At 69.9% G+C, this 13,088-nt stretch carries 13 protein-coding genes; 3 read left to right on the forward strand and 10 right to left on the reverse strand.

All coding sequences use genetic code 11. The annotated features are described in order from the left end of the window. Positions 1 to 329, forward strand: a 329-nt coding sequence (locus PMI14_RS28330; RefSeq protein ID WP_035206190.1) for a LysR family transcriptional regulator substrate-binding protein, incomplete at its 5' end; no start/stop codon positions are given. 171 nt (positions 330 to 500) lie between these two features. Here the strand turns inward: PMI14_RS28330 and PMI14_RS28335 are convergent. Together PMI14_RS28335 and PMI14_RS28340 are read right to left on the reverse strand one after the other, a co-directional pair. Beyond that, positions 501 to 1,001 carry an HU family DNA-binding protein gene (locus PMI14_RS28335; RefSeq protein WP_035206192.1) on the reverse strand — a complete coding sequence of 167 codons (501 nt, stop codon included), beginning with the start codon at positions 999 to 1,001 and terminating at the stop codon, positions 501 to 503. Positions 1,002 to 1,171: 170 nt separating this feature from the next. Continuing rightward, positions 1,172 to 1,936 carry a helix-turn-helix domain-containing protein gene (locus PMI14_RS28340; RefSeq protein WP_007860045.1) on the reverse strand — a complete coding sequence of 255 codons (765 nt, stop codon included), beginning with the start codon at positions 1,934 to 1,936 and terminating at the stop codon, positions 1,172 to 1,174. A gap of 111 nt (positions 1,937 to 2,047) precedes the next feature. Here PMI14_RS28340 and PMI14_RS28345 point away from each other — a divergent pair, with 111 nt between their 5' ends. Further along, a complete protein-coding gene (locus PMI14_RS28345; protein WP_007860047.1) occupies positions 2,048 to 2,878 on the forward strand; it encodes a sulfite exporter TauE/SafE family protein in 831 nt (276 codons plus the stop codon). Here PMI14_RS28345 and PMI14_RS28350 read toward each other — a convergent pair. The 4 genes from PMI14_RS28350 to PMI14_RS28365 are packed head-to-tail and all read right to left on the reverse strand — an operon-like array spanning position 2,868 to position 7,637. Next, the gene (locus PMI14_RS28350) at positions 2,868 to 4,670 is read right to left on the reverse strand and encodes a feruloyl-CoA synthase (protein ID WP_007860049.1); all 1,803 of its coding nucleotides are present in this window, start codon (positions 4,668 to 4,670) and stop codon (positions 2,868 to 2,870) included. The genes PMI14_RS28345 and PMI14_RS28350 overlap by 11 nt on opposite strands. A gap of 31 nt (positions 4,671 to 4,701) precedes the next feature. Beyond that, on the reverse strand, positions 4,702 to 5,643 hold the full coding sequence (locus PMI14_RS28355) for a 3-hydroxyacyl-CoA dehydrogenase NAD-binding domain-containing protein (protein WP_007860058.1): 942 nt from the start codon (positions 5,641 to 5,643) through the stop codon (positions 4,702 to 4,704). Positions 5,644 to 5,657: 14 nt separating this feature from the next. Next, complete coding sequence (locus PMI14_RS28360) at positions 5,658 to 6,659, reverse strand: Bug family tripartite tricarboxylate transporter substrate binding protein (protein WP_007860060.1); 1,002 nt, start codon at positions 6,657 to 6,659, stop codon at positions 5,658 to 5,660. 54 nt (positions 6,660 to 6,713) lie between these two features. Continuing rightward, positions 6,714 to 7,637 (reverse strand): 3-keto-5-aminohexanoate cleavage protein, encoded by a 924-nt coding sequence (locus PMI14_RS28365; protein ID WP_007860062.1) that lies wholly within the window; start codon positions 7,635 to 7,637, stop codon positions 6,714 to 6,716. Between the two features lie 129 nt (positions 7,638 to 7,766). Between PMI14_RS28365 and PMI14_RS28370 the strand changes: the two genes are divergently transcribed. Then, entirely contained in the window at positions 7,767 to 8,459 is a 693-nt protein-coding gene (locus tag PMI14_RS28370) for a Crp/Fnr family transcriptional regulator (RefSeq protein WP_007860064.1), read from the forward strand. On the opposite strand, the gene PMI14_RS28375 is transcribed toward PMI14_RS28370, so the two are convergent. The 4 genes from PMI14_RS28375 to PMI14_RS28390 form a co-directional block, all read right to left on the reverse strand. Next, positions 8,440 to 9,255: an alpha/beta fold hydrolase gene (locus PMI14_RS28375; RefSeq protein WP_007860066.1), complete on the reverse strand. Its 816-nt coding sequence runs from the start codon at positions 9,253 to 9,255 to the stop codon at positions 8,440 to 8,442. The genes PMI14_RS28370 and PMI14_RS28375 overlap by 20 nt on opposite strands. Continuing rightward, complete coding sequence (locus PMI14_RS28380) at positions 9,252 to 10,799, reverse strand: benzoate-CoA ligase family protein (protein WP_007860068.1); 1,548 nt, start codon at positions 10,797 to 10,799, stop codon at positions 9,252 to 9,254. Before PMI14_RS28380 ends, PMI14_RS28375 begins: the two co-directional genes overlap by 4 nt. A 62-nt stretch (positions 10,800 to 10,861) precedes the next feature. After that, a complete protein-coding gene (locus PMI14_RS28385) occupies positions 10,862 to 12,412 on the reverse strand; it encodes a 3,4-dehydroadipyl-CoA semialdehyde dehydrogenase (protein ID WP_007860070.1) in 1,551 nt (516 codons plus the stop codon). A gap of 33 nt (positions 12,413 to 12,445) precedes the next feature. Continuing rightward, positions 12,446 to 12,940 (reverse strand): DUF4863 family protein, encoded by a 495-nt coding sequence (locus tag PMI14_RS28390; RefSeq protein ID WP_007860071.1) that lies wholly within the window; start codon positions 12,938 to 12,940, stop codon positions 12,446 to 12,448. Positions 12,941 to 13,088: the final 148 nt, after the last annotated feature.

A 13,088-nucleotide genomic window follows, 5' to 3' on the forward strand; every position in this document is an offset into this window, starting at 1 on the left:
GGCTGGCGGGCCAGCCGCTGATCCTCAACGACGAAGGCACCAGCCTCTCGCGGCTCACCAGCGAGTGGTTCGCGCTGGCCGGTGAGCAGCCCAGGGCGCGCATCCAGCTCAACTACAACGACGCGATCAAGAGCCTGGTGGCCGCAGGCTATGGCGCCACGCTGCTGCCGCACGAAGCAGCGGGCAGCACGCCGCCCGACCCGCGCATCACCATGCTGGCACTGCGCCCCGCGCTGTGGCGCCCCCTGGGGCTGGCCCACCGTGCCGGCATGTTGGAGAAGGCCACGCAGCATGTGCTGGACGTGCTGAGGCAGCAGCGCCAGGTGTGATCGCCAGGGATGGAGACAGGCAAGAAAAAAGCCCAGGCAATGCACCTGCATCGCCTGGGCTTTTGATCAGAAACCTGGAACAACTGCTCCGGGAACACCCGTTGCAGGCCTCTTCTTTTTTCTCTGCGCCCCATGCGGCCGGGGGCTGCACGAGCGCAGGGATGGGGCCGATCAGGCCGTTGCGTCCTTGAGCTTCTTGAGCGCGCGGGTCTTGATCTTCACGCTGGCGGGCTTGGCGGGGAACCAGCGCTCGGCACCGGTGAACGGGTCCTTGCCGAAGCGCTTCTTCTTGGCCGCCACTTGCTGCAGGCCGATCTTCAGCACGCCAGGCAGCGTGAATTCGCCGGAGCCCTTCTTGTGCACGGAGCCCAGGATGGCGGCTTCGAGCGCTGCCAGCACGGCCTTGGCGGCCTTGGGGTCCACGCCCGACTGCTCGGCCAGGTGGGCCACCAGGGTCGTCTTGTTGAAGGCGGCCTTGATGGGCTTGAGCGCTGCAGGCGTCGCCGCTGCGGCGGGTGCAGCCTTTTTCGCTGCAGGTGCTGCGGCCTTCTTGGCAGCAGGCGCTGCCTTCTTGGCGACAGGTGCCGCGGCCTTCTTGGCCACGGGTGCTGCAGCCTTCTTCGCTGCGGGTGCTGCCTTGGGTGCAGCGGTGGTTTTCTTTGCAGTTGCCATGATGTTGATTCTTTGTTTTCGAGAGTTGCAATGGGCCCCCTCGCATATGCAAGGAGGTGCGCGATTTTAGAAGCACTGCGCGCACGAATGCTATAGGACAAGACCGCAGAACCTCAGCGGCCTTTGCGCAGCGTGATTTTTACAACGCTTGCGCGGCCGCTTTTGCGCCATCACGCCCCCAGAAACTCCGAGGGTGGGCGCCCCAGCCGTTTGCGGAACATGGTGGAAAAGGCCCCCGGGCTCTCGTAGCCCAGGTCCAGTGCCACCGTGGTCACGGCGTCGCCGCGCGACAGGCGCGACAGCGCGGCGAGCAGGCAGGCCTGCTGGCGCCACGCGCCGAACGACATGCCGGTCTGCAGGCGAAAGAAGCGGGTGAAGTTGCGCTCGCTCTTGTGCAGCTGCCGCGCCCAGTGGGCAGGCGAGGCATGCACATCGGGCTGGTGCAGGAAGCCCGCGCACAGCGCTGCCAGCGCCGGGTCCTGCGGCATGGGCGCAAACAAGGGCAGGACCGGCGCGCGCTCCAGTTCGTGCAGGACCAGTTGCACCAGGGCGCCGTCGCGCCCGCGCTGCTCGTACTCGGCCGGCAGATCGGCCGAGTCCAGCAGCAACTGGCGCAGCAGTGGCGAGACCTGCAGCACCTCGCACTGGCGGGCCTGCCGTGGCACGGCGCGCGGCTCGATGTACAGGCTGCGCGTGCTCACCCCCACCATGCGCACGCGGTGCGGCTTGCCCGCTGGTATCCACACGCCGCTGCTGGGCGGCACGACCCAGGCGCCATCTCCGGTGCCGACTTCCATGGTGCCCGTGGCGCCGTAGAGAAACTGCGCGCGCCGGTGGCTGTGCGTGTCGAGCAGGGTGCCGGCGGGGTAGTCGGTGGCAATGGCCAGCACTGGCCGGTCCACCGCGTCGACGGTGTGCAGGGGGATGTTGCGCATGGGCCTGGGTGGATGGCTGAAACGCAAACATTATTGACCTGGCGGCGAAAGCCGGCCAAGCCATTCCTGCCTAAGCTGGCACCGTGTTCGCAGCAATGGGAGGATGTGCGCATGGAGTTCTACCTGGTCCTGGCCGTGTTCGGTACCCTGGCCGGTGTCACCACCGTGCTCTTCGGCTTCGGTGGCGGCTTTGTCGTCGTGCCCGTGCTCTACCGCACGCTGGTGCACCTGCACGGGGCGGACAGCGCGGTCGGCCAGTCGGCCATGCAGGTCGCGGTGGCCACCTCCACCTGCGTGATGATCGTTGGTGCAGGGCTGGCCACGCGGCGCCACCACCGCGCCGGCAATGTGGACTGGGCGCAGGTGCGGCCGTTGCTGGTCTTCATCGCCGTGGGCGCGGTGGCGGGGGCGGCTGCCGCCAGCGTGCTGCGCAGCGACTGGGTGCGCTGGGCCTTCGTCGTCTACCTGGCGCTCACCATCCTCGACGGGCTGCTGCGCCCGGGTTTCATCCGGCCGCGCGTGGCCCAGGCCCAGCAGGCGGCCAGGCCGCGGCCCTCGGGTCCGCTCACGGCCTTGCTCGGGCTGGTCATTGGGGCGGTTGCCGCTTTCCTGGGCGTGGGCGGCAGCGTGATGACCGTGCCGCTCATGCGCCGGCGCGGTGCGCCCATGGTGCAGGCCACGGCCGCGGCCAACCCGCTGTCGCTGCCGGTGGCGCTGGCCGGCACCGCCACCTACGTGCTGCTGGCCTGGGACCAGCCCGTGCCGCTGGGCGCCTGGCATGCCGGCTTCGTCGACCTCAGGGCCTTTGCCGTGCTGGTCGTGGGCTCCTGGCTCGGCATCCGCCTGGGTGGGCGCTTCGTAGGTCGCCTGCCCGACGGGCTGCACGCCAAGGTCTACCTGGCGCTGCTCGCGGTGGTGCTGCTGGCCATGCTCATGCGCTGACGACCACGTCCGCGCGCGGCGGTGTCGCGTGCAGGGCGTGCACGTCGTCCTCGCGCTGGGCCAGCACCGCGCCCTGGTTGATGTAGCCCTTGTCGGTGATCTCGCCCGCATCCGCGTCGGGCGGCGTGCGCAGCACCAGCGCCCGCGTGGGGCATTGCGACGAGCCCGCGCCCGCATCGCGCCGGGCCTGCATCACGGCGCGCAGGGCCTGTTCCAGCCGTTCGCTCTCGCCCGCGCCGGCGGCCGATGGGAAGACCAGCATGCCCACCTCATCGCGGTCGTGCCCGGTGAGCACGATGTCCTGCACCAGCGGCGCCAGCTGCGAGACCAGCTCCACGCGCAGCGTGCCCACCGAGACCCAGCTGCCCGTGGACAGCTTGAAGTCCTCGGCCACGCGGCCGTTGAAGACCACCCCGCGCTCGGGCCGCTCTGCATCGGCCAGATAGCCTGCGTCGCCGATGCGGTAGAAGCCGTCTTCGTCGAACGCTGCCGCCGTCTCGCGCGGCGCATGGCGGTAGCCCGGGAACACCGACACGCCCTTGACACGCATCTCCAGCTTGCCGCCATTGGGCACCAGCTTGAGCGTGAGCCCGGGCAGCGGCGCGCCGATGCAGCCCGCGCCCTGCATGCGCCAATGGGCCGTGGTGATGGCGGGGGCGGTCTCGGTGGCGCCCCAGGAGGTGGTGAGCAACAGCGGCTGCGTGGGCCGGGCGCGCGCGGCCACGGCTTCGAGCCGCTGCCAGGTGGAGGGCGCGAGCGCCGCCGCCGCATAGAAGGCCAGGCGCAGGCGCGAGAACACCTCGGCGGCCAGGGCCGGGTCGGCCTCCAGCGCGGGCAGCAGCATGTCGAAGCCGCGCGGCACGTTGAACAGCAGGGTGGGCCGCACCTCGCGCAGGTTGCGCACGGTCTTATCGATCAGGCCGGGCGCGGGCCGGCCCTCGTCGATGTAGAGCGCGCCGCCATGGCACAGCACCATGTTCAGGTTGTGGTTGCCGCCGAAGGTGTGGCTCCAGGGCAGCCAGTCCACCAGCACCGGCTTCTCGTGGTCGAGAAAGCGCCAGGTCTGCGCAATCATCTGCTGGTTGGCGCAGAGCATGCGGTGGGTGTTGATCACCACCTTGGGCCGGCCGGTGGAGCCCGAGGTCAGCAGGTACTTGGCATGGTCGTCGGGCGTGATCGCCTCGAAGGCCTGCATCACCGCCGGCGTTTCCCGGCCCGCGAGCAGTTGCGCAAAGCCGAGTGCGCCCGGGACCTCCTGCGCATTGCGACTGAACACCTGCACCGCGCTGCCGCCGTAACCCGCGAGGGCCGGCGCATAGGCGCGGGCGTCCGACGCATAGACCAGGCAGGGGTCCAGCGCCGCCAGCATGCTGTGCAGGCGTCCGGGGTCGCGCGAGCGCGCATAGGCGCTCGACAGCGAGCACGGCGTGCGGCCGATGTGCATGGCGGCGAGCATCAGCACGGCATGGTCCACCGCGTTGTCCGACAGGATGGCGATGGGCCGGCCCGCGGGCAGGTCCATGTCGAGCAGCGACTGGGCTACCGCCCCCACGGCCTGGCGCAGTTGCGCGTAGCTCAGGTGGCGCCAGTCTGCGCCGCTGTCGTCGCGCTCGGCCAGCGCCAGGGCGTCCGGCGTCTCGCGCGCCCAGCGCTCCAGCCACTCGCCCACGCAGCGCGCGTAGGGGCCCAGCGGCTCGGGCGAGTGCAGGGTGAAGGCGCCATCGGCCAAAGGGGTGAGCACCGTGCGGGAGGGTGCCAGTTCGGCGGGGTCGTCGACGAAGTCGGGGTGCATCGTGTGGTCTCTTGTCGTTGTGGGGCTGGACTCAATCCAGGTGTGCCGACGACTGCTTGGCGCGGATCAGGTCCAGCAGCAGGGCATCGCGCGTGCGCGCCAGGTCCTCGGTGCTGCGCTCGCCCAGTTCCTCGGCCACACCTTGCACCACCTGCTGCTTCAAGGCCTCGGTCATCGCGGGCGTGCCCAGGTCCTGCCACCAGCTCTCGATGGGGCCGCCCAGGTGGGCCAGCACGTGGGCCACGCCGCCCGCGCCGCCCGAGAGGTGCAGGTTCATGAACGGGCCCATCAGCGCCCAGCGCAGGCCGGGGCCCTGGGCAATGGCGGTGTCAATGTCGGCCACCGTGGCCACGCCCTCGTTCACCAGGTGAAAGGCCTCGCGCCACAGCGCGGCCTGCAGCCGGTTGGCGATGTGGCCCTTGATCTCGCGGCGCACGTGGATGGGGCGCTTGCCGATGGCGGTGTAGAAGGCCATGGCGCGCGCGATGGCCTCGGGCGTGGTCTTTTCCCCGCCGCCCACCTCCACCAGCGGAATCATGTGCGGTGGGTTGAATGGGTGGCCCAGCACCACGCGCCCGGGCCGTGCGCACAGCGCCTGCATGGCTGTGACCGACAGGCCCGAGGAGCTCGACGCCAGGATGGCATGCGCCGGCGCAGCGGCATCGATCTGGCGAAACAGGTCGGCCTTGAAGTCGGCGCGTTCCGGTCCGCTCTCCTGCACGAAGTCGGCCGTGGCCACCGCATCCTCCAGCCGGGCGTGGAAGGCCAGGCGCGACAGGCTGGCGCCCGGCGCCAGCCCCTGGCGTTCCAGCGTGGGCCAATGGGCGGCCACGGCCTCGCGCAGGCGCTCCTCGGCGCCGGGAGAGGGATCGGTCGCGTCCACGTCCAGCCCGCGCGCCAGGAAATAGGCGGCCCAGCTGGCGCCGATGACACCGGTGGCCACCACGGCGACGCGCTTCACGGTCGAATCCATGCGGGGGGCTCCTTTCAGGACTCGGCCGTGAAGCCGATTTTCTTGACCAGAGGGCCCCAGCGGTCGAACTCGGCATGCTGCGAGGCCGCCATTTCCGCCGCTGTGGAGCCCTGGGCGATCAGGCCTACCACGGCCAGGCTGTCGATGACGGCCTTTTCCTTGATCGCTGCGTTGATCGCGGCATTGGCGGCGGCCACCACGGCGGCCGGCGTCTTGGCCGGCGCGTAGAAGCCGAACCATTCCTCGGTGGTCAGCTCGGGAAAGCCCTGTTCGGCAAAGGTCGCGACCTCGGGCGAGAACGGCGAGCGCGCTTTGCCCGAGGTGGCCAGCAGCCGCAGCTTGCCGGCCTTGTGGTTGGGGATGAAGTCGCCGCTCGGCGTCACCATCGCCGCGATCTGGCCGCCCACCACGTCGGTCACTCCAGGCACCGAGCCGCGGTAGGGCACGTGCTTGAGGTCCACTCCGTTGTTGATGCCCAGCAGTGCGCCGATGAAGTGCGGCGTGGAGCCCGCCGCGGGCGAGCCGTAGTTGGCCTGGCCCGGGTTGGCCTTGGCCCAGGCCAGGAAGTCCTTCACCGTCTTCACCGAGGCCGGCACCAGCGGCCCCACGGCCAGGCCATGGTGCATGATGGCCGCGATGGACACGGGCACAAAGTCCTTGACCGGGTCGTAGCTGAGCTTGCTGTAGATGTGCGGATAGATCGAGGTGCACGAGAACGGCGAGAGCGTGAGCACGCTGCCGTCGGTCGCCGCGCCCCGCAGCGATTCGAGCGCGATGCGCCCGCCCGCGCCGGGCTTGTTCTCCACCACGCCTGCATTGCGCGTGTAGGCCGAGCCCGCGAGCTTCTCGCCCACGCGGCGGGCCACGCTGTCGCCCGAGCTGCCGGCCGGAAAGCCGTAGAGGATCTTCACCTGCTCGATGCCCTGGGCGAAGGCCGCCAGGGGCGAGAGCGAGCCCAGCGCAGCAGCAGCGCCCAGGTGGCCCAGGAAGTGGCGGCGGGTGGTGTGTGTCGTCATCGTCATGTCTCCTCGTTGTGGTCTTGGGATGGTCGGTTCAATGCCCCGGGTCGGTCAACCCAGGGCAAACTCGGGGCGCGGGCCGTCCACGCGCGGCAGGCCCATCAGCGCGCGGGCCTCGGCCGGCGTGGCGGGCTCCATGTCCAGCTCGCGGATGACGCGCACGATGCGCTCGGTGAGCTGCACGTTGGTGGCCAGCTCGCCCTGACGGAAGTACAGGTTGTCCTCCAGCCCCACGCGCGCATGGCCGCCCAGCAGCAGGGCGGCGACGTTGGCTTCGAGCTGCGAGGGGCCGATGCCGCTCACGCAGAACAGGCTGTTCTTCGGCAAGGTGTCCACCATCATCTGCAGAAAGCGCGGCGAGTAGGGCATGGCGTTCTGGAAGGCGCGGTGCACGTTCATCACCAGGTTGATGAAATGCGGACCATCGCCGTCGTGGCCCTCCTCGATCAGCGTCGTGGTGTCCTGCAGGATGTGGGTGGGGCTGAACACCTCCCACTCGGGCTTGATGCCGCGCGCCTTCATGCCGGCGGCCAGTTCGCGCCCGCGGCTGAGCGGCGTGTCCATCAGGATCTCGCGGCCGTCGAAGGAGAGGTTCAGCGTGGTCGCGTCCAGCGTGCACATCTCGGCCCCCGCGTCCATGCCCTTGATGCGTTCTTCCCAGGCGATCTCCCAGCGGCCGCCGGGCAGGGGCTTGACCATGTCGCCGTGCACGCCGCCGCCGGTGGAGTTGTTGAGCACGATGTCGCAGCCCTTGGCGCGGATGCGGCTGTTGATGTCGCGGTACACGTTGGCGTCGCAGGTGGCGCCGTCGTCGGGCCGGCGGGCATGGATCGCCACCACGCTGGCGCCGGCATTCCAGCAGCGCTCCACGTCGTCGGCGATCTCGGCCGGCTGGGTGGGCAGGTGGAGGTTCTGCGACTTGTGGGCCATGCCCCCCGTGGGGGCGATGGTGACTATGACTTTGCGCTTGCTCATCGGGGTCCTGGTGGAGAATTGCGGGGTGCTCCGCATTGTTTTTCTGGGCACCTTTCCACTCAGTCATCGCGATGACATTTGAGGGCAGGGTATACGCGGGGCCAGTGCTTTTTCCGGGAGAAACCCACTTTGTCACCCCCTGCGACACGGCCTTCCACCACCAGCCTGCTGGCTGCGTCGGCCTGGTTCCCGCTGCTCGATGCACCCGCGCAGCAGCGCGTGCTCGACGATGTGCGCGAGGTGGAGGTGACCGCAGGCGGTGCGCTGTGCCGCCGCGGCGATGTGCCCCTGCACTGGTACGGCGCCATCGAGGGGCTGCTCAAGTGGTCCGTCACCTCGTCCGATGGCCGCGCCGTGACCCTGGGCGGCCTGTCGGCCGGCAGCTGGTTCGGCGAGGGCACGCTGCTGCGCGCCCTGCCGCGCACGGCCGACATCATCGCCCTGCGGCCCAGCCGCGTGGCGGTGCTGCCGGTGGAGACTTTCTCGTGGCTGCATGCCACGCAGCGCAGTTTCGACCACTTCCTGCTGCGCCAGATCAACGAGCGCATGCACTGGTTCCTGGGCACCTTCACGGCCCACCACCTGCTCGACACCGACAGCCAGGTGGCGCGCGCGCTGGCCGGGCTGTTCCACCCGTTCCTCTACCCCGGCATGGACCGGCACCTGCAGATCTCGCAGGAGGAGATCGCCAACCTCACGGGCGTCTCGCGCCAGCGCTGCAATGCGGCGTTGAAGCGGCTGCAGGAGTCGGGCATTTTGCAGATCGAGTACGGCGGCATCACCGTGCTCGACCTGCCGGGGCTCAGGCGCTACGTGGAGTGAGCAGAAAGTCCGTGGCCGCCGCGATCACCGCGTCGGGCTGGTCGCGGTGCGGCGAATGGCCGCAGGCAGGCAGCTCCAGCAATTGCGTGCCCGGCACCCGGCGCGCGATCCCGCGGATCTGCTCCAGCGTTCCGTACTCGTCGTCCACGCCCTGGATGGCGAGCACCGGCGCGCGGATGGCGGCGATCTCGGCCTCGATGTTCCATTGCCGAAAGGGCGGGTGCAGCCAGATGCGGTTCCAGCCCCAGAAGGCCGAGTCGGCGTCATCGTGGTAGCGGCCGAGCTTGGCGGGCAGGTCGGTGCGCTGGTAGGCATCGCGTGCGATCTCGATGTTGGCGATGGTCACGCCTTCCACAAAGATGTGCGGCGCCATCAGCACCAGGCCGCGCACTGCATCGGGGAAGCGCGCCGCGTACAGCAGCGCGATGGAGCCGCCGTCGCTGTGGCCCAGCAGCCAGGGGGGCTCGGTGATGCCGACCGCCTCGAAGAACGCGGGCAGCACCTCGTGCGCCTGGCGGTGCATGAAGTCCACGTCCCAGGTTTCGTCAGGTTCGCGCGGGGTCGAGCGGCCATAGGCCGGGCGCGAGAACACCAGGCCGCGCACACCGGCGGCGGCGCACAGGCGCTCGGGGAAATCCTTCCACATCGCCACCGAGCCCAGGCCCTCGTGCAGGAACACGAGCAACGGGGCAGCGCTGCGCTCGGGCGCGATCCACTGGTGCTCGATGCGCACCGTGCGGCCGCGCCAGGCGATGCTGGCGAACCCCGTGGCGGGAGACGACGCCTGCGCCGTCACGCGCGGGCCTCCTTCTCGCGCAGGCGAAAGCGCTGGATCTTGCCGGTGGCGGTCTTGGGCAGCTCCTCGATGAACTCGATGAAGCGCGGGTACTTGTAGGCCGCCAGGCGCTCCTTCACGAAAGCCTGCAGCGCCTGGGCGTCGGCCTGCTGGCCCGGCTTGAGCACCACATAGGCCTTGGTCTTGGTCAGGCCCTCGCCGTCCTGCACGCCGATCACGGCCGATTCGAGCACGGCGGGGTGCTGCATCAGCGTGGCCTCCACCTCGAAGGGCGAGACGTAGATGCCGCTGACCTTGAGCATGTCGTCGCTGCGGCCGGCATAGGTGTAGTAGCCGTCAGTGTCGCGCGTGTACTTGTCGCCGCTCTTGGTCCAGCCGCCCTGGAAGGTCTCGCGCGACTTCTCACGGTTGGCCCAGTACATCAGCGCCGCGCTCGGTCCGCGGATGTACAGGTCGCCCACCTCGCCATCGGGCACGGGGCGGCCGTCCTCGCCGCGCAGCTCCACCTCGTAGCCCTCCACCGGCTTGCCGGTGGTGCCGTAGCGCACGTCGCCCGGGCGGTTGGAGATGAAGATGTGCAGCATCTCGGTGGAGCCGATGCCGTCGATGATCTCGCAGCCGAAATGCGCCTTGAAGCGCTGGGCGATCTCGCCCGGCAGCGCCTCGCCGGCCGACGAGCACATGCGCAGCGCCACGGCCTCGCGTGCCGGCAGCGCGGGCGAGGCCAGCATGCCGGCAAAGCCCGTGGGCGCGCCGAAGAACACCGTGGGGCGGTGCTGCGTCCAGCGGCGGAAGGTGGCGTCGGGCGTGGGCCGCTCGGCCATCAGCACCACGGTGGCGCCCACCGAGAGCGGGAAGGTCAGCGCATTGCCCAGGCCGTAGGCGAAGTACATCTTGGCGGCCGAGAAGCAGACGTCGTCCTCGGTCAGGCCGAGCACCGGCTTGCCGTAGAGCTCGGCCGTCCACCACAGGTTGGCATGGGTGTGCACCGTGCCCTTGGGCTTGCCGGTGGAGCCCGAGGAATAGAGCCAGAAGCCGGGGTCGTCCGCCGCGGTGCTGACCGGCGCAGCGAGCGGCGTGGCCTGCGCCAGCGAGGCATCGAAGTCCTGCGCGCCTTCGGGCAGCGGCCCGGTGGGCTGCGAGACGAGCAGGGTGCGCACCTCGTGCGGCGCGCGGCCCATGGCGTCCTGCAGCACCGCCAGCAGCGCGCCCGAGACGATGGACGCCTGGGCGCGGCTGTGGTCGAGCATGTAGGCGTAGTCATCGGCCGTGAGCAGGGTGTTCACCGCCACCGGCACCACGCCGGCATACAGGCAGCCCAGGAAGGCCACGGGCCAGTCGCTGCTGTCGTGCATGAGCAGCAGCACGCGCTCTTCACGGCGCACGCCGGCGCTGGCGAGGGCCGATGCCAGGCGACGGGCGCGGTCTTCGAGCGCGCCGTAAGCCAGGCTGCCGCGGTCGTCGATGTAGGCCGTGCGCTGCGCGCGGTCCCGGTTCAGGTCGAACAGGTGCTGGGCGAAATTGAATCGTGGGGGCAGGCTCATGGTGTTGTCTCCTTGGGGCCTCTCGGGTCGATGCGCGTTGTGTGTCGCGTCTTGTGTGGATGTCAGAGTCCCAGTGCCGCCAGCACGCCAGGGCTGGCCTGCACGGCCGTGCGCTGGTGGTAGAAATCGAGCGCGCGCAGGCCGCCCAGCTCCGCGCCGCCGCCCGCGCGGCCCGGGCCGCCGTGCTGCGACATGGGCATCACGTTGCCGTGGCCGCTGTGCGCCTGCGCCACATCGGGCGTGACCACATGCACGCGGCCATGGCTGGCGGCCACGGCCAGCGCGGTCTGCGCCAGTGCGGTTTCGTCGCTGCCATAGAGCGAGGTGACCAGCGAACCCTGGCCCCGGTGCGTGAGCGCGATGGCATGCGCGCTGTCGCGGTAGGGCAGCAGCGTGGCCACAGGGCCGAAGACCTCCACGTCGTGCACCGCCTGCGCCGCATCGGCATCGCGCGCGCCCAGCAGCACCGGGCCGATGCAGGCGGCGACGGCCGGGTCGGCATCCACCAGCGGCCGGTCGCGCCCATCGTGCAGCACGGCTGTCTGCGCCTGCAGCGCAGCCAGGCCTTCGCGCACGGCAGCCAGCTGGGCCCGGCTGACCAGCGAGCCCATGCGCACGCTGTCGTTGCGCGGGTTGCCCACGCTGATGCCGGCGAGCTTGGCACCAATGGCCTCGGCCGCGGCGTCGTACACCTCGGCCGGCACCAGGATGCGGCGGATCGCCGTGCACTTCTGGCCCGACTTCACCGTCATCTCGCGCACCACCTCGCGCACCAGCAGGTGGAAGGCCTCGCTGCCCGGGACCTCGCCCGGCAGCAGCACGGCGCTGTTGAGGCTGTCGGCCTCGATGTTGGCACGCACCGAGCGCCGGGCTACCGCAGGGTGCGAGCGGATCACGCCGGCCGTCTCGGCCGAGCCCGTGAACGACACCACGTCGAAGGGCTGCAGCTGGTCCATGAGCCCGGCCGAACTGCCGGCGATGACCGACAGCGCGCCCGCAGGCAGCACGCCCGCGTCCACCACGTCCTTGACCATGCGCTGGGTGAGCCAGGCCGTGGCCGTGGCCGGCTTGACGATGACCGGCACGCCCGAGAGCAGGGCCGGTGCAGCCTTTTCCCACAGCCCCCAGGACGGGAAGTTGAAGGCATTGATGAACAGCGCCACACCCTGCGTGGGTACCGAGAGGTGCTGCGACTGGAAGGCCGGGTCCTTGCCCAGCCGGGCCGCATCGCCGTCGCGCAGCGCGCGGGCATCGCCCAGGGCGTCGCCCCATTTGGCGTACTGGCCCAGGGTGAAGATGGCGCCGTCGATGTCCACGCCCGAGTCGTTCTTCACCGTGCCGGCATTGGCCGTGGCGATCTCGTAATAGGCATCGCGGTGGGCCAGCAGCACCTTGACGATGGCGGCCAGCAGCGCCGCGCGCTCGCGGTAGGTCAGCGCGCGCAGCGCCGCACCCCCTTGCTGGCGCGCAAAGCTGAATGCCTCGGCCAGGTCGAGCCCGGTGGCGTCCACGCGCACCAGTTCGTTGCCCAGCACGGGGTCGAACAGCGGCGTGCCGTTGCCAGTGCCTGCCTGCCAGCGGCCGGCAGCGTAGTTGGAGAGAAGTTCGGTCATGGATATATACGGAAGAAGATGGGCGAACGGATTTCAGGTGCGCGTGAACTGGATCTGGCCTTCGGGCAAGAGATAGAGCACCAGCGCGCGGCCCTGGGCTACGGTGGGGCGGTGGGCCGTGCCCGGGCCGTAGACGCACCAGCCCGCAGGCCGGCCATCGAAGGTGGCGGCACTGTCGGCCATGGGCATGATCAGGTCGATCTCGCCGTTCGGGTGCGTGTGGTGCGGGCCGGCCAGGTCCTGCATGTCGACCACGTCCACCGAAAAGCGGTGCAGCGCATCCTCTGCCTTGAACACCCGGCCGTACCGGATGCCGCCACCCTCGCGCTCGCACAGCCAGCCCTCGGCCACGCCGGTGAGGCAGGCGTCGCGCAGCTGCGCATAGGTGGCGCTGCCGGCGCCGTGGGCTGCGTTGAGCCACTGGTCCAGCGCTGCATCGAGCGGCCTGCCTTCGAGCTGCGCGGTGAGGTCGGTCAACAGGGCGTGGAAGGCATCCTTGCTGGAGGGGGCGGTGGCGGGCGTCATCATGGGGCGGGCTTTCAGGGGAAAGGCGGGCTGGGCAGGGCGTCTGTGCGCCGCTTGCCACGAAAAATGATTGCCTTGCATGATCCTGCGACGTGCAGTATCTTGCGTGCAATGGGACGATAAACCTGTGAATGATCTTCGTCAAGCACTA

Origin of the sequence: Acidovorax sp. CF316, from assembly GCF_000276605.1 — a bacterium.
Classification (GTDB): Bacteria; Pseudomonadota; Gammaproteobacteria; order Burkholderiales; family Burkholderiaceae_C; genus Acidovorax.

Coding starts and splice junctions, on each gene's coding strand:
- PMI14_RS28355 (WP_007860058.1), bottom strand. CDS start 5,643: ATGGATTCGACCGTGAAGCGCGTCGCCGTGGTGGCCACCGGTGTCATC.
- PMI14_RS28365 (WP_007860062.1), bottom strand. CDS start 7,637: ATGAGCAAGCGCAAAGTCATAGTCACCATCGCCCCCACGGGGGGCATG.
- PMI14_RS28390 (WP_007860071.1), bottom strand. CDS start 12,940: ATGATGACGCCCGCCACCGCCCCCTCCAGCAAGGATGCCTTCCACGCC.
- PMI14_RS28340 (WP_007860045.1), bottom strand. CDS start 1,936: ATGCGCAACATCCCCCTGCACACCGTCGACGCGGTGGACCGGCCAGTG.
- PMI14_RS28345 (WP_007860047.1), top strand. CDS start 2,048: ATGGAGTTCTACCTGGTCCTGGCCGTGTTCGGTACCCTGGCCGGTGTC.
- PMI14_RS28350 (WP_007860049.1), bottom strand. CDS start 4,670: ATGCACCCCGACTTCGTCGACGACCCCGCCGAACTGGCACCCTCCCGC.
- PMI14_RS28360 (WP_007860060.1), bottom strand. CDS start 6,659: ATGACGACACACACCACCCGCCGCCACTTCCTGGGCCACCTGGGCGCT.
- PMI14_RS28385 (WP_007860070.1), bottom strand. CDS start 12,412: ATGACCGAACTTCTCTCCAACTACGCTGCCGGCCGCTGGCAGGCAGGC.
- PMI14_RS28335 (WP_035206192.1), bottom strand. CDS start 1,001: ATGGCAACTGCAAAGAAAACCACCGCTGCACCCAAGGCAGCACCCGCA.
- PMI14_RS28380 (WP_007860068.1), bottom strand. CDS start 10,799: ATGAGCCTGCCCCCACGATTCAATTTCGCCCAGCACCTGTTCGACCTG.